At 66.3% G+C, this 21,803-nt stretch carries 21 protein-coding genes; 11 read left to right on the top strand and 10 right to left on the bottom strand.

What is annotated here, in order from left to right; genetic code table 11:
* Nucleotide 1 precedes the first annotated feature (1 nt).
* Together cpaB and AC1RJ5_RS18510 are read right to left on the bottom strand one after the other, a co-directional pair.
* Nucleotides 2-1,033, bottom strand: coding sequence for a Flp pilus assembly protein CpaB (gene cpaB / locus AC1RJ5_RS18505; RefSeq protein ID WP_269572678.1), 1,032 nt, complete (start codon nucleotides 1,031-1,033; stop codon nucleotides 2-4).
* A 62-nt stretch (nucleotides 1,034-1,095) separates the two neighbouring features.
* Complete coding sequence (locus AC1RJ5_RS18510) at nucleotides 1,096-1,569, bottom strand: A24 family peptidase (RefSeq protein ID WP_184168977.1); 474 nt, start codon at nucleotides 1,567-1,569, stop codon at nucleotides 1,096-1,098.
* 49 nt (nucleotides 1,570-1,618) lie between these two features.
* Here AC1RJ5_RS18510 and AC1RJ5_RS18515 point away from each other — a divergent pair, with 49 nt between their 5' ends.
* The 5 genes from AC1RJ5_RS18515 (at nucleotide 1,619) to AC1RJ5_RS18535 (ending at nucleotide 5,226) form a co-directional block, all read left to right on the top strand.
* Nucleotides 1,619-2,563 (top strand): alpha/beta fold hydrolase, encoded by a 945-nt coding sequence (locus AC1RJ5_RS18515; protein ID WP_269572677.1) that lies wholly within the window; start codon nucleotides 1,619-1,621, stop codon nucleotides 2,561-2,563.
* Nucleotides 2,563-3,648, top strand: coding sequence for an NAD(P)/FAD-dependent oxidoreductase (locus tag AC1RJ5_RS18520; RefSeq protein WP_493114981.1), 1,086 nt, complete (start codon nucleotides 2,563-2,565; stop codon nucleotides 3,646-3,648). The genes AC1RJ5_RS18515 and AC1RJ5_RS18520 overlap by 1 nt, the downstream gene beginning before the upstream one ends.
* Nucleotides 3,649-3,682: 34 nt before the next feature.
* Nucleotides 3,683-3,856 carry a YegP family protein gene (locus tag AC1RJ5_RS18525; protein WP_269572675.1) on the top strand — a complete coding sequence of 58 codons (174 nt, stop codon included), beginning with the start codon at nucleotides 3,683-3,685 and terminating at the stop codon, nucleotides 3,854-3,856.
* Between the two features lie 242 nt (nucleotides 3,857-4,098).
* Nucleotides 4,099-4,353 (top strand): hypothetical protein, encoded by a 255-nt coding sequence (locus AC1RJ5_RS18530; RefSeq protein WP_493114983.1) that lies wholly within the window; start codon nucleotides 4,099-4,101, stop codon nucleotides 4,351-4,353.
* Between the two features lie 12 nt (nucleotides 4,354-4,365).
* On the top strand, nucleotides 4,366-5,226 hold the full coding sequence (locus AC1RJ5_RS18535) for a hypothetical protein (protein ID WP_493114985.1): 861 nt from the start codon (nucleotides 4,366-4,368) through the stop codon (nucleotides 5,224-5,226).
* Between the two features lie 237 nt (nucleotides 5,227-5,463).
* Here AC1RJ5_RS18535 and manD read toward each other — a convergent pair whose 3' ends face one another.
* Nucleotides 5,464-6,675: a D-mannonate dehydratase ManD gene (manD, locus tag AC1RJ5_RS18540; RefSeq protein ID WP_493114987.1), complete on the bottom strand. Its 1,212-nt coding sequence runs from the start codon at nucleotides 6,673-6,675 to the stop codon at nucleotides 5,464-5,466.
* 87 nt (nucleotides 6,676-6,762) lie between these two features.
* On the opposite strand from manD, the gene AC1RJ5_RS18545 reads away from it, so the two are divergent.
* The 4 genes from AC1RJ5_RS18545 to AC1RJ5_RS18560 all read left to right on the top strand — a co-directional run bounded on the left by AC1RJ5_RS18545 (nucleotide 6,763) and on the right by AC1RJ5_RS18560 (nucleotide 13,817).
* The gene (locus tag AC1RJ5_RS18545; RefSeq protein WP_184168972.1) at nucleotides 6,763-7,533 is read left to right on the top strand and encodes a FadR/GntR family transcriptional regulator; all 771 of its coding nucleotides are present in this window, start codon (nucleotides 6,763-6,765) and stop codon (nucleotides 7,531-7,533) included.
* A gap of 70 nt (nucleotides 7,534-7,603) precedes the next feature.
* On the top strand, nucleotides 7,604-9,481 hold the full coding sequence (locus tag AC1RJ5_RS18550; protein WP_493114989.1) for a hypothetical protein: 1,878 nt from the start codon (nucleotides 7,604-7,606) through the stop codon (nucleotides 9,479-9,481).
* A gap of 114 nt (nucleotides 9,482-9,595) precedes the next feature.
* Nucleotides 9,596-12,514, top strand: coding sequence for a TonB-dependent receptor (locus AC1RJ5_RS18555; protein WP_493114991.1), 2,919 nt, complete (start codon nucleotides 9,596-9,598; stop codon nucleotides 12,512-12,514).
* Nucleotides 12,515-12,695: 181 nt separating this feature from the next.
* Nucleotides 12,696-13,817, top strand: coding sequence for an alginate lyase family protein (locus AC1RJ5_RS18560; RefSeq protein ID WP_493114993.1), 1,122 nt, complete (start codon nucleotides 12,696-12,698; stop codon nucleotides 13,815-13,817).
* Between the two features lie 43 nt (nucleotides 13,818-13,860).
* On the opposite strand, the gene AC1RJ5_RS18565 is transcribed toward AC1RJ5_RS18560, so the two are convergent.
* From AC1RJ5_RS18565 to AC1RJ5_RS18575, 3 genes are all read right to left on the bottom strand, one after another.
* The gene (locus AC1RJ5_RS18565) at nucleotides 13,861-14,802 is read right to left on the bottom strand and encodes a DUF4861 family protein (protein WP_493114995.1); all 942 of its coding nucleotides are present in this window, start codon (nucleotides 14,800-14,802) and stop codon (nucleotides 13,861-13,863) included.
* 9 nt (nucleotides 14,803-14,811) lie between these two features.
* Nucleotides 14,812-15,987: a glycoside hydrolase family 88/105 protein gene (locus tag AC1RJ5_RS18570; RefSeq protein ID WP_493114997.1), complete on the bottom strand. Its 1,176-nt coding sequence runs from the start codon at nucleotides 15,985-15,987 to the stop codon at nucleotides 14,812-14,814.
* Between the two features lie 87 nt (nucleotides 15,988-16,074).
* Complete coding sequence (locus AC1RJ5_RS18575) at nucleotides 16,075-16,773, bottom strand: hypothetical protein (RefSeq protein WP_493114999.1); 699 nt, start codon at nucleotides 16,771-16,773, stop codon at nucleotides 16,075-16,077.
* 179 nt (nucleotides 16,774-16,952) lie between these two features.
* Here AC1RJ5_RS18575 and AC1RJ5_RS18580 point away from each other — a divergent pair, with 179 nt between their 5' ends.
* Entirely contained in the window at nucleotides 16,953-17,363 is a 411-nt protein-coding gene (locus AC1RJ5_RS18580) for an acyl-CoA thioesterase (protein WP_184168966.1), read from the top strand.
* A 102-nt stretch (nucleotides 17,364-17,465) separates the two neighbouring features.
* Complete coding sequence (locus tag AC1RJ5_RS18585) at nucleotides 17,466-17,822, top strand: STAS/SEC14 domain-containing protein (RefSeq protein WP_493115001.1); 357 nt, start codon at nucleotides 17,466-17,468, stop codon at nucleotides 17,820-17,822.
* A 31-nt stretch (nucleotides 17,823-17,853) separates the two neighbouring features.
* Here the strand turns inward: AC1RJ5_RS18585 and AC1RJ5_RS18590 are convergent, their stop codons facing one another.
* From AC1RJ5_RS18590 to ispH, 4 genes are all read right to left on the bottom strand, one after another.
* Nucleotides 17,854-19,212 (bottom strand): class I SAM-dependent methyltransferase, encoded by a 1,359-nt coding sequence (locus tag AC1RJ5_RS18590; RefSeq protein ID WP_493115003.1) that lies wholly within the window; start codon nucleotides 19,210-19,212, stop codon nucleotides 17,854-17,856.
* A 64-nt stretch (nucleotides 19,213-19,276) separates the two neighbouring features.
* Nucleotides 19,277-19,717 (bottom strand): ribonuclease HI, encoded by a 441-nt coding sequence (gene rnhA / locus AC1RJ5_RS18595; RefSeq protein WP_269572663.1) that lies wholly within the window; start codon nucleotides 19,715-19,717, stop codon nucleotides 19,277-19,279.
* The gene (gene thrB / locus AC1RJ5_RS18600; RefSeq protein ID WP_342249323.1) at nucleotides 19,714-20,670 is read right to left on the bottom strand and encodes a homoserine kinase; all 957 of its coding nucleotides are present in this window, start codon (nucleotides 20,668-20,670) and stop codon (nucleotides 19,714-19,716) included. Before thrB ends, rnhA begins: the two co-directional genes overlap by 4 nt.
* Nucleotides 20,671-20,751: 81 nt before the next feature.
* Complete coding sequence (ispH, locus tag AC1RJ5_RS18605; RefSeq protein WP_269572661.1) at nucleotides 20,752-21,705, bottom strand: 4-hydroxy-3-methylbut-2-enyl diphosphate reductase; 954 nt, start codon at nucleotides 21,703-21,705, stop codon at nucleotides 20,752-20,754.
* Between the last annotated feature and the right edge of the window lie 98 nt (nucleotides 21,706-21,803).

A 21,803-nucleotide genomic window follows, 5' to 3' on the forward strand; every position in this document is an offset into this window, starting at 1 on the left:
CTTAGTTCTTGCCCCCCAGAGCAACGGCGGTCTCGGCATTGCCGCGAACGATGGTGACGACCGGGCCGCGCGGAGCGACCGCACCCGGATAGCCTTGGCCCGGCGCCACGCCGGCAGGCGCCCCGCCCATCGGGGCGGCGTCGCGCGGCTTGGCCGGAACGGTGCTGCGCTGGAAGCGCGACACGTCGGCGCCGGTCGCGAAGGTGGTCGCGCCCTCCTGGGGACGCGTCGCCACCTTGGCGATCATTTCCTTTTCCTTCTTCGGATCGGTCGGCACTTCGACGTCGCCGGCGGCGATCGCTTCCTCGAGCTCGCCCTGGTTGTCGGCGATCGAGCGCAGCGACAGCGAGAGCGTGCCGATGGTCTGCGCGACCGCGATCTTCTCGGCGATCTTCGGAGTCGCCTCGACCGTCACGGTCGAGAAGGTGTTGACGATGGTGTTGCCCTTGTCGTCGGTCTGCTTGTCGGTCTTCTGGTCGGTGGCGAGCACGCGCAGGTTGCGCAGGATCGTCTCCGAAGCCTTGAGCGGCGGGCCATCGCCACCGCCCGACACCGACTGGGTCAGCACCAGGTCGATCCGGTCGCCCGGGAAGACGAAGCCGGCAACGGCGCTCTGGGTCGAGACGGGCACGGTGACCGCGCGCATGCCGGCGCCGAGCGCGGCGGCGAGGAAGCCGCGGTCGCCGGGCTTCACCAGCGCGCCCTGGGTCACCGGCTGACCGGCGGGAATCGGGAAGCGAACCACGGTGCCGACCAGCTTGGCCGGATCCGATTCGCTCTTCACGTAATAGGCGCCCTCGACCAGCTCCTTGGGCCAGGGGCGGAATTCGAGCGACTGGGCGTCGAGGATGGTGCCCACGGGCAGCTCGCGCTTGGCGACGAGCACCTCGGTGGTGTTCTGCGGCTGCACCGCGGCAGGCACGGCCCCGGCCTGGGGCGCGGGTGCGCCGCTCATCAGGCTGCGCGCCATGAATGCGGTGATTGCGGCCACGACCAGCGCACCGACGAGCAGGATCAGCTTGCGTGCATCCATTTCGCTATTCCCAAGCCTTCTCAAAAAAACGTCGGCGTTGTGGTTGCGCCAGCGTTAAGTATTCACCCGAACTGGTTAAAAATCGGTTCGCGAAGAACGAGCAGCGCTGCGATTGCGATGGCCACGCCATAAGGAATTTCCACAGGCCCCCCCCGGGCCGGCCGCAGTTTCTTCTCGATCACCATCACCAGGGTGAGCCCGCCGCCGATCAGCGACATCAGCACCAGCATCCACACCAGCGGCTGCATCGGCAGCCATAGTGCGAGCGCGCCGATCATCTTCACGTCGCCGCCGCCCATCTGCCCCAGCGCGAAGGCGCCCAGGAAGAAGCCGAAGACCAGCGTGGCGATGCCCAGCTGCAATGCCATGTCCGGCCACAGGGCCAGCCCGTTCGCCCACCACCAGAGCGGCGCCATCAGCGCGATGGCCGCATTCTTCCAGTTGGCGATCTCACGGGTGCGTGCGTCCTGGATGCCCGCCGAGACGAGCAGCAGCGCGAGCGCAACAAGCAGCAAGGTGACGAACCACTCCCCCATAGGAGCAAAGTCCTAGACGGGACGGCTTATCAAAACGTAACCAAGCGATATGCGTGAAAATCCGGATATTCGCCGTACCCTCCCCGCCGGGGCCAAGGTCCACCACTGGACCGCGCCCGATGGCTGGCACCTGCGCGCCTTTGCCTGGCCCGCCGACACCGCCACGCCGCGCGGCTCGATCCTGTTCCAGGGCGGCCGCGGCGACATCTTCGAGAAGTATCTGGAGGCGTTCCACCACTGGCACGAACAGGGCTGGACGATCACCTCGTTCGACTGGCGCGGCCAGGGCGGCTCGGGCCGGCTCACCTCGCGCGCCAATTGCGGCGACATCGACAGCTTCGACAGCTTCATCGCCGATCTGCGCGCCTTCTATGCCGAATGGGAAGCCGCGACTCCGGGGCCGCATGTCGTGATGGGCCATTCGATGGGCGGCCATCTGATCCTGCGCGGGCTGGTCGAAGGCGCAATCCGCCCCGATGCCGCGGTGATCGTGGCACCGATGCTCGGTGTGAAGAGCGCGCTGGGCCCCTTTGCCGAGCGTGCCGCGCGCATCCTGGGCGGAGTCGGCGATCCCACCCGCCCGGCCTGGAAGAGCAACGAAAAACCCTATACCACCGAAACCCGGGCCAACCTGCTCACCCATGATCGCGATCGCTATTCGGACGAGATCTTCTGGCAGCAGCACAATCCCGAGATCGTCACCGGCCCGCCGAGCTGGCGCTGGCTGATCCAGGCGTTCAAGTCGATGCGCGAGCTTGCCGGCAATCCGAAGCTCAGGAAGATGCCGGTCCCCGTGCTGGCGCTGGTCGCCAAGGCCGATGGGCTGGTCGACGCAAAGGCCGCGCTCAGGATCGTTCCCAGGCTGCCCGATGCCCGCATCGTCAGTTTCGGCAAGGAAAGCGCGCACGAGATCCTGCGCGAGGGCGACAAGGTCCGCAATCGCGCGATCGGCGAGATCGACCTCTTCCTCGCCGCCCGCGCCCAGCGTCGCTGATGGCCTATGACGTTGCGATCATCGGCGCCGGCATCGCCGGGGCCAGCCTCGCGGCCGAGATCGCGCCGCATGCGCGCGTGCTGCTGCTCGAAGCGGAGGACCGTGCCGGCTATCACTCGACCGGCCGCTCGGCGGCCTTCTGGTCCGAAAGCTATGGTGGTCCGGCGATCCAGCCGCTGACCACCGCCTCGGGTGGGCCCTTGCGTGACGGCGGCTATCTCGAGCCGATGGGCTCGGTCCATATCGGCCGCGCCGACGAGGCGTGCGCGATCGACGCGTTCCTCGCCGAGTTCGAGGGCACCGGAGTCGAGCTGCGCGCCGTCGATCCCCAGGCGCTGATCCCGGGGCTGCGCCCCGAATGGACGCTCGGGGTGCTCGAGCCGAGCTGCGAATATATCGATGTCGGCGCGCTCCACGGCGACATGCTCGCCACGGCCAAGCGGGCAGGGGCGGCGCTCCATACCGATGCCGGCCTGCTCTCCGCCCGCCGCGAAGCCGGCCGCTGGCTGCTCGAGACGCGCGCAGGCGCGTTCGAAGCCGATATGCTGGTCAATGCCGCCGGCGCCTGGGCCGATCCGGTGGCCGAGATGGTCGGTGTCACTCCGCTCGGCATCACGCCCTATCGCCGCACGATCATGCAGTTGAAGACCGACCCCGCGCCGGCGCCGCTCAGCCCGATGGTCGCGCATATCGGCGGCAGTTTCTACTGGAAGCCCGAGGCGGGCGGCCGGCTCTGGCTAAGCCCGCATGACGAAATCGAGACCCCACCCTGCGACGCCCAGCCCGAGGATCTGGACGTCGCGCTGGCGATCGACCGGTTCGAGCATGTCGTCGACTGGCGGATCGAGAAGCTCGAGCACAAATGGGCGGGCCTGCGCAGCTTCGCGCCCGATCGCCTGCCGGTCTATGGCTTTGCGGGCGACGCGCCGGGCTTCTTCTGGTGCGCGGGGCAGGGCGGCTTCGGCATCCAGACGGCGCCCGCCGCCGCGCAGCTCGCCGCGGCGCTGCTGCTCGGCACCTCGCCCGATCCCGCGGTGGCGGCTATTGACCCGGCCACCTATTCGCCTGCACGTTTCGGCGGCTAACTTAGGTTAGCGGTTTGAGTCCGGGAGAAAGCGAATGGCACACAAGTTCGTGATCGAGCAGAACAAGGCCGGCGAGTATGTCGCCAAGTTCAAGTACAACAGCGAAGTGATCTTCTGGACCGAAGGCTACACGACCAAGGCGAGCGCGAAGAACGCGATCGAGTCGATCCTGAAGAACGGCCCCGGCGCTCCGGTCGAGGAGGGCTGAGCCCTTCCCACTTCCGTTCCCCGGCGCAGGCCGGGGCCCAGGGTTTCTCCGCTGGAATTCTTCTGACCCTGGGCCCCGGCTTTCGCCGGGGAACTGTCCGGCGCAGCGGGCGAGGTACGGCCATGAAGTTGCGCACCCCTCGCGCCCTCTGGGCCGCGCTTCTTACCACAGCTGTTCTCGCCGCATGCGGGCCCGCGCCCAGGCTGGCAGATGGCTGCTATTATCTTGGCACCAGACCGGTCATGCGACTCGCGGGCAGCGATGGGCGTTTGCTCGTCCCCGGTGCCGTGCATGACTTCCGGGTGGTGCGGGCGGGCGCCGAGATACAGGTCACGCCGGGCTTCCTGTTCGACGGCAGCGGCGATGCCGATCTGCACAGCGTGGCCTGGAACGCGCCGCAGCGCTTCGAGATCAAACGCGATGCGCACGAACCGACCCTGGTGGTCCACCGGGTCGCATGGGGCGACAGCGCGCTGAAATCGGGGCCGGCCTGCTAGGCGCCTTCCCATGTGGAGCTTCGCGCGCTCCGCATTCCCCAAACGGATCATTCGGTGTCTTTCCCCGGCGCCGTCGCGCGGGCAGTGTGGCTGTCGTCAGGCCCGGGGGATTCGATGGAAATTGCACGCCGCACGTTGCTGATGGCAGGAATCGCTGCCTGTATGCCGTTGCCCGCCTTTGCCGGTGCGGCAGCGGCCGAGCCGCTGGTCGTGCTGATCTCGCTGCCGGTCTGGTCGCTCAGCATGGGCCTCGAAACCCCGGATTTCGCGCTCTATGCCGATGGCACGGCGATCTATCGGCATGGCGAGGGTTTTCGGACGGTCCGGCTCGAACCGTTGGAGCGTGATGCGCTGGTTCGGGACCTGAACCTCCCCGTGCAGGCCGGGCTGGCCCGCCACTATGAGGTGGAAAGCTGGACTGACGGCAGCAATGTCACGCTGTATCTGTATGGCGCGGAGTCGCCGCAGGTCCTCTCGGTCTATGGCGACCCGTCGATCGCGCGGGTGCGCGAGAAGCTGCCGCCGTTGGTCGTCGCAGCCTATGATCGGCTGGCGCATTTCGATCCTCCGCGCGCCACGGCGTGGATGCCCGAGCGGATCGAAGTCGTGCTCGGCCTCTATAATCCGGTGCCGGAAGGCGCCCCGCTTGCATGGCCGCGGCGCTGGCCCGGCCTGAATGATCCGCGGACCGTCCACTGGAAGGATGGCCAGTACAGCCTCTATCTGCCGGTGCAGGATCTGCCCGCCCTGGACCGCCTGTTGGCGCGCAAGGCGCCGGGGCAGCCGATTGCGATCGACGGAAAGTCCTGGGGGCTCATGCCGCGCATTCCCTTCCCGGGCGAGGCGCGCTGGATGAAGCGGGAACGCGCCTAGCCCTGCCTTGCAATGTAGGATTTCGCCTGCTTGGCTGGCGCGGTCGTGCTCGTTGCCCGCCGCTCTTTGCCCTGTCGGATGAAATAGGATCACGCGCGCGCAACAATGTTGCGGGATGAATCGCGTTTCCGTCAAAAGGGTCAAAATTGCCGCAGCGAAAACCCGCTCTTGGCCTGTACTTCGTGTACTTTCGCGAGTCGCCGGCGCTCGCGCTGTAGGCAAGCGCCGGCGTGAATCTCACCAGTTGAACATCGTCCCGTCCTCGAGCCGGTTCACCGGCAGATAGGCGCGCTTGTACTCGTATTTGGCGGCCAGGACCTCGTCGATGTCCACGCCCAGCCCCGGCTTGTCGCCCGGGTGCATCAGCCCGTTGTTGAGGCTGTAGGCATGCGGGAACACCGCGTCGGTCTCCTCCGAGTGGCGCATATATTCCTGGATGCCGAAATTCGGCACCGACAGGCCGAAGTGCAGCGCCGCCGCCATGCAGACCGGGGACAGGTCGGTCGCGCCGTGGCAGCCGGTGCGCACCTGGTAGAGGTCGGCCAGTGCGGCCACCCGGCGCAGATGGGTGATGCCGCCGGCATGCACCACGGTCGCGCGGATATAGTCGATCAGCTGTTCCTCGATCAGCTGCTTGCAGTCCCAGATCGAATTGAAGATCTCGCCCACCGCCAGCGGGGTGGTGGTGTGCTGGCGGATAAGCCGGAAAGCGGCCTGGTTCTCGGCCGGCGTGGCGTCTTCCAGCCAGAACAGCCGGTACGGCTCCAGGTCCTTGCCCAGCCTGCCTGCCTCGATCGGGGTCAGCCGGTGATGCACGTCATGCAGCAGGTGGATGTCCCAGCCCAGCGACGCGCGTGCCTTGTCGAACAGCTCCGGCACGAAGCGCATGTATTTTGACGTGCTCCACTGCGATTCCTCGGGCAGCGATCCCTTGGCCGGCTCGTAGTAGAAGCGCTCGCCCGACACGCCATAGGTCGTGGCCATGCCCGGCACGCCCGACTGGAGGCGGACGGCCTTGTAGCCCTGCTCCAGATATTCGTGGGCGCGTTCGATCGTCTCGCTGATGTCAGAGCCATTGGCATGGCCATAGACCATGCAGCCTTCGCGGGCGGCCCCGCCGAGCAGCTGGTAGACCGGCATGTTGGCCAGCTTGCCCTTGATGTCCCACAGCGCCATGTCGACGGCGGCGATCGCGCTCATCGTCACCGGGCCGCGGCGCCAATAGGCGCCCTTGTAGAGATACTGCCAGATATCCTCGATGCTGTGCGCATCGCGGCCGATCAGGCAGGGAATGACGTGATCGTTGAGGTAGCTGGCCACCGCCAGTTCGCGGCCGTTGAGCGTCGCGTCGCCGAGGCCATAAACGCCCTCGTCCGTCTCGATCTTCAGCGTTACAAAGTTGCGGCCGGGGCGCGTCACGATAACGCGGGCGGCAGTGATACGTGGCAAGTTTAAACCCTCTCAAGTGGTCAGGCCAATATCCACTTGTATGACCTATCGTGTCAACCTACGAGGTTGTGTAAGGATGAGGACGGCATGAAGATCACAGGCAACAAGCTTTACCAGCGGGTAGCCGCTTCGATCACCGAAGCGATCGAGGCCGGGCGCTGGTCGCCGGGTTCGCGCCTGCCGGGAGAGCGCGACCTCGCCGAGGAATACAAGGTCAGCCGTCCGACCATCCGCGAGGCGATGATCGCGCTCGAGATGAAGGGCTGGATCGAGGCGCGGCATGGCTCGGGCCTCTATGTCACCAAGCGCGAGCATGGCAGTGGCGAGCGGGCGGATTCGCTCAATTTCGACGTCGGCGCCTTCGACCTGACCGAGGCGCGCATCCTGTTCGAAGGCGAGGCGGTTGCCCTGGCCGCGGTGTCGATCACCGACGAGCAGCTCGCCGAGCTCGAGGAATTGATCGAGGAAATGGCGGCCGACGACTCGAACGAGCCCTCGGTGATGGACGCCGATCACCGCTTCCACCTCGCCATCGCCAATGCCACCGGAAACGCCGCGATCCGCAGCGTCGTCGACTATCTCTGGGACCTGCGCGTCAACTCGCCGCTGGCCGCCAACATGTTCGCCCGCGCCAAGCGCGGCGGCATCACGCCGCGAGTCGAGGAGCATCGCCCGATCCTCGATGCGCTCAAGGCGCATGACCCGCATGCGGCGCGCAACGCGATGCGCCGGCACCTGCGCGGCGTGGTCGACGACCTGCTCGAGGCTACCGAGCTCGAGGCGATGCAGCGCGCACGCAACGAGATCGAGACGCGCCGCGACAGCGTGGCGCGCCGCCTGAAGATCGGCTCGGCCTGATCCCGCAAGCGAGTGGCTTGACACCGATTACCTGAAGATTGAAATTGGCCTTACCAAAAGGAGAGGCCAATTGAAGAACCTGTCGCGTGCACCGCTGGGCGCCGCCTGTCTCGCGTTGCTCGCCGTCCCCGCGGCGATCGCCCAGCCCGCAGCGCCTTCGCCCCATGGCCCCGTCTATGCGGTGGCGCCGCCCATGGACGCGACGATCGAGCAGCGGCTGATGCCCCAGCTGGCCGCGCTGCTCCACCAGCTGCTGCGCGAGAAGCGGGCCATGCGGCTCGACGGCGTGCCGGTGTTCGACAGCGGCGACAAGTTCCTCCCCGGCAAGATCGCTTCTGGCCTCAGCTATCTGCTGCTCGACACGCCGCGCACCGATCCAAAGCTGGCCGAATATCTCGCCGGCTACCGCGAGATCGCCGACCTGACGCTCGACGACCCCAACGATACCTGGGGCATCTACTATTACATCTCGGCCCTTCACGCCCTGAAGCGGGCCGGTCTGCTCGATCAGGCGGTGCGCCCCGAAACGATCGCGCGGCTTCGCGAGAAGCTCGACTGGCGGCGCTTCGTCGATGCGAAGTCGCTCGACCTGCTTCACGACCTGCCCAACAACTACTACGGCGTCGCCTTCAGCGTCGCGCGTCTGCGCTACCTGCTCGGCTGGGAGGACGAAGCGGCGTCCAGAGCGCTGCTCCAGCGGATGATCGAGCATTATCGCAGCTATTCGGGCCAATATGGCTTCGCCGACGAGACCGACGGCCATGGCCGTTTCGATCGCTATTCGGTGCTGCTGATCGGCGAGATCGCCCAGCGCTTCATCGAAACGGGGATGACGCCGACGCCGCAGGTAAAGGCCTGGTTGCGCAAGTCTGCCGAGCTGATGCTCCACCGTGCGACCCTGACCGGCGAAGGCTGGGAATATGGCCGCAGCATCGGCACCTATGGCGAAACTGCCTTCCTCGAGGTGCTCACCGCCGCGGCAAGGCTCGGCGTGCTGACGCCCAAGGAGCGCGACATGGCCTATGCGCTCTCCAGCCGGATCGCCGCACGCTATGCCGATTTCTGGCTGAGCCCGGCAACGGGATCGGTGAACCTGTGGGACGATGGCCGCCGCACCGATGGCTATCGCGGCAAGCACCGGATCCTGGGCGAGAATCTCAGCCTCGCCCGCCAATATATCTATACCAACGCGCTGTGGAACGGCCTGGGTTACAAGGGCGCGGCGCCGTCGCCCGACTATGCGGCCTGGCTCCGGACCTTGCCGGCGGCGCGCTTCACCTGGTTCGCCCGCGGCGACCATGACCGCGCGCTGCTCACGCTGCGCGACAAGGGGCATGTCATCGGCCTGCCGATCATCAACGGCGCCGAAGACCAGCATATGCACAATCCCTATTTCCCGATCCCTTTCTCGGGCGGGATGCTGCAGGGATCCGCGGACGCCAGCTTCCCGCAGCTTACCCCGCGCTTCGCGCTGGCGGACGGCAGCGTGTTGATGCCGCTGGCCTGGTTCCGCGGGATCAGCTGGAAGCGGCAGGGCAGTCGGACGATCGTCGGCTGGCGGCAGGATGCGATGGACCGGATGGGCGAGAATGCCCCGGTCGCCGACAAGCGCATCACCGTCACCACCCGCTACGAATTCACGCCCGGCCGGATCACCCGCACGGACACCTATCGTGCGGCCGGGCCGGTCGAGCTGTCCGACGTTACGCTGGAATTCGCCAGCTTCTCCGGCGAAGCGCGCAGCGCCGGGCCCGGCGCGGTGGCGTTCGGGGCAGGGGAGGTCACCGGCTTCTCCGCCACCGGCTATCAGGGTTGCACGGTCGGCCCGGCGGAGGGCAAGGAGTATCGCGCGCCGACCGGCGCCTTCGCTTCGCTCGTCCGCTGTCGCCTTGGCGCCCGTCGCTTGTCCGGGCCGCTCACCTTGCGGTGGTCGCTCAGCTACCGCTGACGGTGGCTGGAAATCTCGAACTGGCCAATTGGGTTGACACCGGTGACAAATTGGCCTTACCAAGAAGCCCGACCCGAAAACGGGCGCGATAAAAATATATGCAGGGGAGTTGGTATGCCTGGGATCCGTTTTTCCGCTTTCGGACGTAATGCACTGCGCCTGGCGCTGTTGGCATCGGCCTGTGCCGTGGTGCCCGCCTATGCGCAGGACACGACGGCCGATCCCGCCGCGGCGGCTCCCCAGGAGGAAAGCCAGGCCATCGTCGTCACCGGTGCCCGCGCCGAGCAGCGCAGCTCGATCGACGTGAAGCGCAACGCCGATGTGGTGCTCGACGGCATCGTCAACGACGAGATCGGCGCGCTGCCGGACAATAGCGTAGGCGATACGCTCGAGCGTATCACCGGCGTCTCGGCCGATCGCTTCAAGGGCAATGCCAACGAACTGTCGGTGCGCGGCCTCGGCCCGACGCTGAGCTTCTCGACCTTCAACGGTCGCGAAGTCTCCACTGCCGGCGCGGACCGTTCGGTCGCCTTCCAGCAATTCCCATCCGAGCTGGTCAACGGCGTCATCGTCTACAAGACGCAGCGCGCCGACTTCCTCGAAGGCGGCATCGGCGGCGTGATCGAGCTCAAGTCGATGCGCCCGCTCGATTATGGCAAGTCGCGCTTCCAGGCCGAGATCCGCGGATCCTATCTGCCCAAGGATGACGACATCATCGGCCGCGACGGCCTTGGCTACCGCGCCAATGCCAGCCTTGTGAAGCAGTTCAGCACGGGTATCGGCGAATTCGGTATCGCGATCGGCTATCAGCGCCAGGACGTCGCGGCGCCGGAAGACTATTACAACGGCAACTCGAACTTCGTGCCGTGCAACACCTCGGCGCTCAACGGCACGCTCGTCACTGGCACCACTGCCCAGCTCAATGCGGCGGGCGCAAACTCGAACTGCCAGGTGGGCACTGCGCCGCGCGCCGGCATCGGCGAGACGGTCGGCACCACCTATTACGCCACCCAGTCGCGCAACTTCCGCCAGCAGAATACGCGCGAGTTGCGCAACGCGGTGATCGGCGCGCTCCAGTGGCGCCCCGCGCCCAATCTCGACATCGCGCTCGACGGGCAGTGGTCGAAGCGGGAATCGACCGAGGATCGCAACATCCTGTCGATCGCCGAGGCGCTGCGCGGCATCAAGCCGATCCTGATCGGCGACGGCACCAACGGCTACACCAAGGGCGCGCTGATCAAGTACAGCGGCAACTCGAACATCGAGAACCAGCTCGAGCTGCGCAATCGCAACGAGGAATACAAGGGCGGCGGCGCGACCGTCACCTGGAAGCCGGGCAACTTCATCCTCACCGCCGATGGCAGCTTCTCGGACTCGCACCGCACCGAGACGCAGAAGGCCACCCGCATGCGCTCGACCACGCGCGTCGGCTATGAGCTCGACTATACCGACAGCCCGGACGTGCCGCGCGTCACTTTCCTCAATTTCGACGTCAACAATCCGGCGAGCTTCGGCGCCAACACCGCGACCGCGGTCTATGCGCGCAACCGCTTCGTCACCGATCGCAAGGACAATATCTGGGCGGGCCGCTTCGATGGCGAATACAAGTTTGCCGAGGGCAGCTTCCTCACCGCGATCAAGGCGGGCGGGCGCTATTCCGAGCACCACCGCACGCTCGACAACAACCGCAACAACGATGTGAACACGATCCTGCCCTATGGCGGCCAGACCGTCGCGCAGATCATCAACAGCGCGAACGCCAATTGCCGCCGCGGCTTCCCGACCAAGGACTATTTCCCGAGCACCAGCACGAACCTCACCAGCTGGGCGACGTTCGACAACCAGTGCCTGTACAAGGCCTTTACCGGATCGGACGCGCTGCCGCTGCCGGCCGAGAGCCGCGACCCGAGCGACCTCGACATCCGCGAGCGGATCAAGGCGGCCTATGTGATGGCCAGCTTCCGCGGCGATCTCGGTGCGCTGCCGGTCAGCGGCAATATCGGCCTGCGCTATGTGAAGACCAACATCACCTCGGTCGGCTATCGCCTGCCGTTCAAGGTGACGATCGATACCGGCGCGGACAGCTACACGGTTGCCGCCGATCCCACCGGCACGATCCAGACCGATACGCTCAAGGGCGAATATTCCTACTGGCTGCCCAGCCTGAACCTCAGCTTCGACCTGTCGGACAAGATCAAGCTGCGCACCGCCGGCTATCGCGCCCTGTCGCGTTCGCCGATCGAGAGCTTCGGCGCGGGCATCAACCTGAACCCGACCTCGGGCACCGGCGGCGCTTCCAGCGTGACCTTCAATCCGACCAGCGGCAATCCGAACCTCAAGCCGATGCGCGCCTGGAATGCGGACGTCAGCCTGGAATTCTATCCGAGCCGCGACACGCTCTTCTCGGTCGCCGGCTATTACAAATGGCTGCGCGGTTCGGTGATCTCGCGTTCGGCGGGTCTCCCGACCACGATCACCGTCACTACCCAAGTGGATGCCGGCGCACCGACCCAGCAGAGCTACAACGTCAACCTGATCGCCCCGGCCAATGATCCGGACCTGCGTCACCTCTACGGCGTCGAGTTCACCGGCAGCCACAATTTCTCCTGGCTGCCCGGCATTCTGAGCGGCTTCGGCGTCAACGGATCGCTCAACATCGCCTGGGCCAATTTCCAGTATCCGGACACGTCGGCGCTGGGCGCCTATCTCGATCCGGAGAACCTGATCGGCCTGTCCAAGTACGTTGCCAACGGCACGGTCTATTGGGAGCGCAAGGGCTTCTCGCTGCGCGCGATGTATCGCTACCGCTCGCACTATTACAAGCCGAACGGCGGCACGAACCGCGGGGTGCAGGACGCGGGCTATCTGAACCTCTCGGTCCAGTATGACGTGACGAAGAACATCCAGCTCAAGCTGCAGGCGCTCAACGTCACCAACACCAAGGACGTGTTCTACAAGGGCGGCTACGATTCGATCGCCGAGGTGAGCGAGAGCGGGCCGCAATATTATTTCGGCTTCCGGATCCGCTACTGAGCGCGAAGGAGAATATCCCATGCGCCGCAGTCCCATTCCTCTCCTAGTCCTGGCTGCGGCGTTCGCGCCGCAGGCTGCCTCCCATGCCGGGATCGCCTCCCCTGGCCAGAATACGCAGCAGCCGGTCTGCAACGGCGCGGAAGGATATTCCGCGGCGTTCGGTGGACGCAGGACCTTTTTCTTGGCGCCGGACGTGATGGCGCGGCTCAAGGCCGCGATCGCCACCGATCCGGCGGTGAAGGCAGCCTATGAGCGGCTGATCGCCCGCGCCGAGGCGGCGATGAAGCGGCCGCTCTATACGGTGACCGACAAAAGGACGATCCCGCCCTCGGGCGATCGCCACGACTATCTCAGCATCGGCCCCTATTGGTGGCCCGATCCTGCGACCAAGACCGGGCTGCCCTACATACGCCGCGACGGCGAGATCAATCCCGACCGCAACACCGACAAGTTCGACGTCAGCGATCTGGAGGGGATGAGCTCGGACGTCGAGACGTTGAGCCTGGCCTATTATTTCTCCGACAACCCGCGTTACGCCGGTCGCGCGGCCAGCCTGGTGCGCACCTGGTTCCTGACGCCCGCGACGCGGATGAACCCGAACATGAACTATGCCCAGGCCGTTCCCGGGCGCGAGGAGGGCAGGGCGGAAGGCGTGCTCGACACCTCGCGGCTCGAGCGGGTCGTCGACGGCATCGGGCTGATCGGCCCGGCGGGCAAGCTCACCGCCGAGGAGCAGAAGGGTCTGGAGAAGTGGTTCTCCGACTATCTCGACTGGATGCAGTCGAGCAGGAACGGCAAGGCGGAGAATGCCGCCAAGAACAACCATGGCATGTGGTTCGACGCGCAGACCGCGCAATTCGCGCTGTTCGCCCGCAGGCCGGAAATGACCAGGGCGGTGGCCGAGGCTTTCCCGAAGAAGCGCATCGCGCCGCAGTTCACGCCGGAGGGCAAGCTGCCGCTCGAGCTCACCCGTACGCGCAGCCTCCATTATTCGATCTATGCGCTGCTTGCCGCCTATGACGTCGCGGATATGGCCAGGTGCGTCGGCGTCGATCTGTGGAACTACCAGGACGGCGGCAAGGGCCTGCGCGGGGCCACCGACTATCTCAAGCCCTATTACCGCAAGGTCGAGACCTGGCCGATGCCCGAGCTGCGTCCGCTGCCCGGCGAGCTGGACGAGCTGCTGCGCCGCGCGCGCGGTGCCTGGGGTGACAGCTATCCGCTTGCGCCGGAGACCGAGCTGAAGCGCTATTTCGGGAACGGCTCGGGCGTGAGCGAGTCCAATCCTAAGGCAGATAGCTAGGCGTCCGTTCCCCGGCGAAAGCCGGGGAACCGTCAGGGCCTCTTCACTTCGCCGCGCAGGTCTTCTGCACCGCGCCCACCACATAGGGCTGGGTCGCCAGGTCGGTCGCGGTATCGTCCAGCCACTTCCGGAATTCGCGCTCGGTTTTCGGCGCGCCCGGCTCCTGCACCCAGACGGCACCGAACGCATAGCGGATGTTCCGCGGGTCGCAGAAGGTCACGTACAGCGTCTTGCCGTCGCTGCCGGTGCCCGCGGCCTCGTCGGCCGGATAGAAGAGCGCGATGCCCAGATCGTCCCCGGCCAGGCTCTGCTTGCCCCAGGTGGCGAAATAGCGCCACTTGCCGCGCTTCGGGCTCTCGATCTTGCTGACCCCGTCGTGCAGCGTCAGCCCCGCGATCATCTGCGGCACCTTGCCGCTCACCCGCGCCTCGACATTGGTCAGCCGCGATCCCGCGAAGATCCGGTAGGTGGTCGAAAGGTCGGCCGGCCCGCCTTCGCCGGGGAAGCCGACATTGTTGACCAGCACCGTCGCCGCGCGATCGGTGTTGAACACGCGCGCGCTGATCTTCGCCTTGCCGAGCTGGGTCGCCGCGCCGCCGCGCAGCACGCCGATCCCGCCCATGCCGAGCGACTGGTCGACCTGGAAGATGTCCTGCCCCCAGGGTGCCATCGAGTGATAATTGTCCTGGCCCATGCCGATCGTCGGCAGCACGTTCCCGGGCAGCTTCTTGCCATAGATGTCCGGCACGTTCCGCTCGTCGAGGTACAGGCGATAGGCGACCTTGTCGCTCTCCCAACCTGGTCCTTCCATCGCGATCATGCCGTCATGGATCTTGTGATCCGCCGGCACGTCGAACCGGTCGACCAGCTTGTAGCTGCCATCCGCCTGGCGGACGTTGAGCGTCGCCAGCGGGGCCGGCGGCGCGCTGTCCTGCCCGGCCGCGACCAGCAGGGGGGCGGCGAGGAGCCAGAGGGCATGCTTCATATGTCTTCCTTACCTCGTCAGATCATGGACCGCGGCGCCGGCGAGCAGATACGCGCCCGTACCATAGAATTGCGCGTCCTCGGCCTTCACCACGTCCGGCCGGTCGCTCACCTGCTGTACCCAGCCCAACATTCCATTCGGCTGAACGGCTCTCTCAAGTGCCGCCCAACCCTTTGTAACCGCAGGGAGATAGGTCTTGCGATCGAGAAGACCAGCCTTGATTCCCCATGCCATGCCATGGACGTAGAAGCCGGTGCCGCTCGATTCATCCTGCGAGCGCTCGGGATCGGCGAGCAGCGAGGGCGGCCAATAGCCGTTGCCGCGCTGCAGCTTCACCAGCTTCGCCGCCATCTCCTTGAAAAGCTTGACGTAATAGGGGCGGCGCGGATCCTTGGCCGGAATCTCGGGGATCATCCGGGCCAGGCCGGAGAACACCCAGCCATTGCCGCGGCTCCAGAACAGCTTCTCGCCATGGGCGCCGCGCTGGTCGAAGAAGCGGCTGTCGCGGAAATAGAGGTCCTCGGACTTGTCGAACAGATAGTCGGTGGTCGCGCGATATTCCTTGTCGGCAAAGGCGGCGTAGCGCTTGTCCTTCGTGTCCTTGCTCAGCGCCCACAGCGTCGGTGGTGCCATGAACAGCGCGTCGCACCAGCACCAGCGGGTGGTGCAGGTCGGATCGCCCTTGCCGGGCTCGGGCGCGGTGAACAGCAGGTCGTTGGTCTTCGGCGCGGCGAGGATCTGGTTGAAGCTCGCGCGCATCGGGGCCAACGCCTGCGCGCCCGCGCCGTGGCGCGCGGCCCAGATCCAGGCTGCGCCGATGATATGGTCGTCGGCATGGTAGAGCCGGTCTCCCAGCCGCCAGCCTTCCTCCTTGCCCTTGGCGAAGATCGCGTCCTTGTAGCGCACGCTGCTCGAACGGTCGGCGAGGTGCGTCAGCGCGACCCAGAAGGTCGCCTGCTGCCAGTCGCGGGCGCGCTTGGTGCTGGGGCGCGCGGCGGGCATGTAGCTGAGGTCGTCGAGATGGGTGAGCTGCCAGTCGGCGACGCGCTCCATCGATGCCATCACCTGCGCGCGGCTGGGCAGGGCGGGGGCGGTCGCCACGGCCGGCGCAACCGGGCGGGCCATGCCGCTGCCGGCGGTGGTGAGTGCGACTCCGGCCAGAACGGCGGCGAGCTTCAGTTTCATCGGACATCCCCATCATGCTACCGCTGTCATCGCGGCTATGCCCGGACGATGTTGGCCCGACGTTTTCGAGTCAAGTGGTAAGGCCAATTATTCCGACATCTCGCCGATCTCGGCATCGATGAACAACGCCAGCGAGAGGGCCGCTGCCGCTGCGGCTTCGCGCAACGCCGGGTCGCGGGGCAGGAGCACGTGTTTTGACCGGCCGTTCAGGTCGATTCCGCCGATCACGTCGCCACCGATCGAGAAGACATAGCCGAGGGGCATCGCCATCGGCAGCCCGCTGCCTGCAAGGCGATGCTCGGAGCGCAGGTCGATCCGCACGCCTTCCATATCGATATGGCCGCGCCGCTCCTCGCGCATCAGCGCGCCGCGCTCGTCGAGCACGAGCCGTGCGGCGATCGGCTCGCGGTCGCGGGCATAGCGGCAACGATAGGCCATGCCGCGCGTGCGGATGGTGATCGCACCGGTGCCGACATCGGTGGCGGAGGAGCGGCATTCCGCGCTCAGCTCGCCCCGGATCTCCCCGCCGCGCACGATGAAGGCGGCGCCGCCATCCAGTTGCACTGCTTCGCCGATCCCGTTGCCGAACCAGCGATAGCCCGCGCCGCGCACGAAGCTGCCGCCATATTCGGCCAGGATGAATTCGCCGTCATGATTGTCCCCTATGCCTTCGAGCACCGCCTGCTCGGTCCGCTCGGGGGAAGTGACGGGCAGGCGCATCTGGACGGGAGTGCAGGCCGTTGCGGTGAGCAGGACGAGCGTCGGTACGGCGTGGCGGAGCTTCATGGGCGATTCCTTCCCGTGACTACCCGACGCGGCTTGGGACGGAATCCTGGGTGCAAAACCGCATCCGCGAACGAGGCGGTTGCGGAATGACGCTACGGCAAGCACGCTTCGCGCATAAACCGCAGTTTTCCGGGGATTTTAGTCGCTTCGAAACGCTTGATGCGCTACATTCCGGAAACATGTCCGGCACCGCGCTCCCCTATGAATTCCCGATCGATGTCGCTCAGGACGATATCGACTTCATGGGGCACGTGAACAACGCTTCCTATCTGAAGTGGGTGCAGGAAGCGGTGATCAGCCACTGGCAGGCGCTGGCGCCGGTCGAGGCGGTGGCCGAGCACCTCTGGGTCGCGCTCAAGCACGAGATCACCTATCGCAAGCCTGCCTTCCTCGAGGACGACGTGGTCGCCACGGTGTTGCTCGAAAAGGTCCAGGGCGCGCGCGCTTTCTACGAGACGGTGATCCGCCGCGGCGGCGAAGTGCTGGCCGAGGTCAAGTCGAGCTGGTGCTGCCTCGATGCCGAAACGCTGCGTCCGGCACGGCTGGCCCGCGAAGTGATCGACAAGTTCTTCGTCAAGGACGAAGGCTAGGCGCGGTAGCCGCGCGCGCTTCCCGGTGGCGTGCCCATGACAAATCGTTTCGCATTGGGCACGGTCTAGATTCCCTTAACCTTTGGCTGCAAGAGCGGCCACATGTACCGCGTTGCCTTCCGTAAAGAGCTGAATCTGCTCGATATCGAGTGGCTTGCGATGTTCGGGCCTGACGAAGTCGGCGACTATGCCCGCAAGCTGCGCGACCAGTTCGATGCCGAGGGGTTCGCGCCCGGCTATCTCCTGCGCATGGACATGCGCCGCAGCGGCGTGCAGGCGCAGGCGGCGGTGGCGGCCTTTCGTCGCCACTTCGCCGGCTTTCCCGCGGCCAGCCGCATCGCGATCGTCACCGAAAGCGCGATTGCCCGCATGCAGATCCGCCGCGAGATGACCCAATCCTATCTGCGCATCTTCGGGCGCGCCGAGACCGCGCTCACCTGGCTGCTGCGTCAGGGCTGAGGCAACACCGCGTCTTCGCGCAGCCTGACGGTTAGGCGAGCGGGAGCAGGATCAGCGTGATCCGGTCGTGACCGACCGCGATGTCCAGCGTCTGCCCCGCCACCACGTCGATCGGCTCGGGGAAGCTGTGCAGGAGCTGGAGCCAGCCGCCATCGGTATAGCGATCGGGGTGATTGTCGAACGACACGCCGTCCCACAGGTCGATATGCATCCACTGGACGATGCCGATGGCGCGCCCGCTCGCGGTGACCGGAATGCTCAGCCGCGCGAGTACCGCGTCATGCTTCTTCTGCGTCAGGTCGAGGCGAACGAGCTCCAGATCGTCCGACAGGCGATCCCATGCGGTCATCGTGCCGTGGATCGGCAGGCGCTGCGGCGCGAAGGCAGTGAAGGCGGAAAGATCGAACCCGGAAACCTCGCCGACAAAGGAATAGTCGGCCAGGTTCTCGCTTGCCACCAGGCATCCCATCGCGCTCGCCGCGCGCGGGATCACGATCGCGTCGGGCGCGAGGAGGCGGCGATGGGCGTCCTCGAACGTGTCGAGCACCTTCTCGGTCAGCAGGTCGCTTGAGAGGATTTCCGAGACCAGGATATCGGCCGGCGCATCGAGTTCGGTGCCGATGGCGAGTTCGGTCGAGGGCTTGGCGTGCACCGTGACGCGATCGGCGTAGCCGTTCCGGGCGACGATCCGCTGCGCCATGTCGGCGATCATCGGATCCATCTCGCACGCCACGACCCTTTTTGCCCCGGCACGCGCGGCCATCAGCGACAGCAGGCCGCTGCCTGCGCCGATGTCGAGCACCCGGGCGTCGGGGCCGGTGACGGCGATCGCGGCCTTGATCGCATCCTCGAACGCGTCGTTGCGCGGCGCGTCGTTCATCATCGGGATGTGCCAGAAGGGCACCGACCCCGAGCCGAGGCGCCGGACCTGGTGGCGCAGGTGCAGATTGTCCGGCTGCAGCGCGAGCGCACGGCGGAAATGCTGGAGTGCGTCGAGGTTCCGGCCGGCATCGGCCAGCACCACGGCGAGGTTGCCGATCGCGATCGGGTTTTCGGGATCGACCGCGCAGGCGCGCTCGAGTGTCGCGATCGCATCGCCGGTGCGACCGAGCCAGTGCAGCGTCAGCCCCTTTTCATGCAGCGCCACGGCATGATCGGGCTCGATCGCGAGAAGCTGGTCCCAGGCGGCGAGTGCATCTTCGGGGCGCGTCAGGCGCCCGAGCAGGCCGGCGAGCAGCGGCAGCACGTCCGCCGGGCGATAGCCCTGTGCCAGCACCTTGCGATAGCCGGCTTCGGCGCCTTCGAGGTCACCTTGTTCATGCAGCGCCATCGCTTCGGCGAGCGCGGCGCGTGCCTCGGTCATATGGTCGGTCGAAGCCGGATCGGTCACGTCGTCTTCCTAGAATATCGGTATCGGGGCGCGGTCCGTTCGATAGGCCAATCGCAGTCGCCGGTCACATCCCGATCGCGGCATCGCTCGCCAGCTTGTCGGCGCGCTCATTGTCCGGATGGCCGGCATGGCCCTTCACCCACACCCATTTCACCTGGTGCGGCTTGGCGGCGGCGAGCAGTTCCTGCCACAAGTCGGCATTCTTCACCGGCTTCTTGTCGGCGGTCCTCCAGCCATTCTTCATCCAGCCATGGATCCACTTGGTCAGCCCGTCCATGACATAGCGGCTGTCGGTGGAGAGGGTGACGCGGCAGGGGCGCGTGAGCGCCTTCAGGCCCTGGATCGCCGCCATCATCTCCATGCGGTTGTTGGTGGTGTGCTTCTCGCCACCCGAGAGTTCCTTCTCGGTGTCGCCCATGCGTAGCACCACGCCCCAGCCGCCCTTGCCGGGATTGCCCTTGCACGCGCCATCGGTGGCGATTTCGACATGTTGCAGTTCGCTCATGCGAACAGCGCGTCGCCCTTTGCCGCGTAGAAGTCCAGCCGGCGCATATAGGCGAGCGGATCTTTCCTGGTGACAAGCGCGTCCGCCGGCGTGTTGAGCCAGTCCCAGGCGCGGGTCAGGAAGAAACGGAGCGCCGCGCCCTCGGCCAGGATCGGCAGGGCGGCGCGCTCGGCATCGGACAGGCCGAAGCTTGCGGCATAGCCCTCGATCAGCGCCGCGCCGATCTCCGCTGAGAAATTCTCGCCCTTGCCGTCAAAGGCCCAGGCGCCGTGCATCACCGCCAGGTCATAGGCGCGGATGTCGGTGCAGGCGAAATAGAAGTCGATCAGCCCGGTCACCCGGTTGCCGAGCATCAGCACATTGTCGGGGAACAGGTCGGCATGGATCGCGCTGGTCGGCAGATCCTCCGGCCAGGCGGCGAGGATCGTGTCGAGCGCCTTGCCCGCGCGGTCGTACAGTCCCGGCGCGATGCCATCGAGGTCGCGGCCGCAGCGCTCGAACAGTGGCTGCCATTCGGCGAGGCCCATCGAATTGGGCCGGTTCAGCGGGAAGTCCTCGGCCGCCTTGTGCAGCTTGCCCATCGCCTCGCCGGCGGCACGCGCCTGCGCCGGCGTCGGGTGCGACACCGATACGCCCGACAGGAACTGGATCAGGCACGCCGGGCGTCCCTCCAGCTGGTGGATCAGCGTGCCGTCGCGGTCCGGCACGGCGGGCGGCACCGGTAGGCCTTTGTCCGCCAGATGCTCGAGCAGCGCCATGAAATAGGGCAGGTCGCCCTCCGCCACGCGCTTCTCGTAGAGCGTCAGGATGAAGCGGCTCTTGCTGGTATCGACGAGATAGTTGGAGTTCTCCACGCCCTCGGCAATGCCCTTGGCCGAGACGAGCTCGCCCACATCGAACTTCGCCAGGAAATCCGACAGCGCTTCCGCCGATACCTGAGTGTAGACCGCCACGCTGCCCCCTATCCCCTCGAACGCGGCGACCCATCGCCCGTCGGGCGCGCCCGCACAACTTAGTTGTGCTTGGCTGCCCTATCAGGCGGCTTCCAGCCCGCGCGGCAGCTTGAAGGTGACGTTCTCGGGCACCGTCTCCACTTCGCGCTCGCTCACCTCGAAGCGCTCCGAGAGCTTGTCCACCAGCTCGCGCACCAGCAGTTCGGGGGCGGAGGCACCCGCGCTCACGCCGACGGTGCCGACGCCTTCGAACCAGGCCCAGTCGATATCCTCGGCGCGCGGGATCAGATAGGCGGTGGTGCCCTGGCGCTCGGCGACTTCGACGAGGCGCAGCGAATTGGACGAGTTCTTGCCGCCGATCACCAGCATCAGGTCGACCGACGAGGCGATTGCCTTCACCGCGCCCTGGCGGTTGGTGGTCGCGTAGCAGATGTCGTTCGGGCCGGGCGCCAGGATATTCGGAAAGCGCCGCTTGAGCACCGCCAGCGTCGCCGCGGTATCGTCCACCGACAGCGTCGTCTGGGTGAGGAAGGCGAGGTTCTCGCCGTCGCCCACGCTTACCCGCTCGGCGTCCTCGGGCGTCTCGACCAGGGTCATCGCGCCTTCGGGCACCTGGCCGAAGGTGCCGATCACCTCGGGATGGCCGGCATGGCCGATGAACAGGATATGCCGTCCGGCATTGACCAGCCGCTCGGCCTGGCGATGCACCTTGGAGACGAGCGGGCAGGTCGCGTCGAGATAGTCGAGCCCGCGCTCCTCCGCCTTGGCCGGCACTGCCTTGGGAACGCCGTGCGCGGAGAACACCACCGGCACGCCGTCCGGCACCTGATCGAGATCCTCGACGAAGATCGCGCCCATCGCCTTCAGGCTGTCGACGACATATTTGTTGTGGACGATCTCGTGCCGCACATAGACGGGCGCGCCATATTTCTCGATCGCCAGCTCGACGATACGGATGGCGCGGTCCACGCCAGCGCAGAAGCCACGGGGGGCTGCGATCAGCAGCTCGAGCACAGGTTTGAGTTGGTCTGCCATAGTTCCGCCTCGCACCTACGCGATTGCTTGCGCGGGCTCAACGCGGTTCCTATGGTGCGCGCCGCTTTGGACCCCTTCTGGTCCCGTGTGTTTGAAAG

The sequence above is a fragment of the Sphingomonas sp. GW822-FHT03G08 genome, from assembly GCF_058801135.1.

Coding starts and splice junctions, on each gene's coding strand:
- cpaB (WP_269572678.1), bottom strand. CDS start 1,033: ATGGATGCACGCAAGCTGATCCTGCTCGTCGGTGCGCTGGTCGTGGCC.
- AC1RJ5_RS18520 (WP_493114981.1), top strand. CDS start 2,563: ATGGCCTATGACGTTGCGATCATCGGCGCCGGCATCGCCGGGGCCAGC.
- AC1RJ5_RS18575 (WP_493114999.1), bottom strand. CDS start 16,773: ATGAAGCTCCGCCACGCCGTACCGACGCTCGTCCTGCTCACCGCAACG.
- AC1RJ5_RS18580 (WP_184168966.1), top strand. CDS start 16,953: ATGTCCGGCACCGCGCTCCCCTATGAATTCCCGATCGATGTCGCTCAG.
- AC1RJ5_RS18555 (WP_493114991.1), top strand. CDS start 9,596: ATGCCTGGGATCCGTTTTTCCGCTTTCGGACGTAATGCACTGCGCCTG.
- AC1RJ5_RS18585 (WP_493115001.1), top strand. CDS start 17,466: ATGTACCGCGTTGCCTTCCGTAAAGAGCTGAATCTGCTCGATATCGAG.
- AC1RJ5_RS18510 (WP_184168977.1), bottom strand. CDS start 1,569: ATGGGGGAGTGGTTCGTCACCTTGCTGCTTGTTGCGCTCGCGCTGCTG.
- AC1RJ5_RS18570 (WP_493114997.1), bottom strand. CDS start 15,987: ATGAAACTGAAGCTCGCCGCCGTTCTGGCCGGAGTCGCACTCACCACC.
- AC1RJ5_RS18525 (WP_269572675.1), top strand. CDS start 3,683: ATGGCACACAAGTTCGTGATCGAGCAGAACAAGGCCGGCGAGTATGTC.
- AC1RJ5_RS18530 (WP_493114983.1), top strand. CDS start 4,099: ATGCGACTCGCGGGCAGCGATGGGCGTTTGCTCGTCCCCGGTGCCGTG.
- AC1RJ5_RS18565 (WP_493114995.1), bottom strand. CDS start 14,802: ATGAAGCATGCCCTCTGGCTCCTCGCCGCCCCCCTGCTGGTCGCGGCC.
- AC1RJ5_RS18545 (WP_184168972.1), top strand. CDS start 6,763: ATGAAGATCACAGGCAACAAGCTTTACCAGCGGGTAGCCGCTTCGATC.
- AC1RJ5_RS18515 (WP_269572677.1), top strand. CDS start 1,619: ATGCGTGAAAATCCGGATATTCGCCGTACCCTCCCCGCCGGGGCCAAG.
- ispH (WP_269572661.1), bottom strand. CDS start 21,705: ATGGCAGACCAACTCAAACCTGTGCTCGAGCTGCTGATCGCAGCCCCC.
- rnhA (WP_269572663.1), bottom strand. CDS start 19,717: ATGAGCGAACTGCAACATGTCGAAATCGCCACCGATGGCGCGTGCAAG.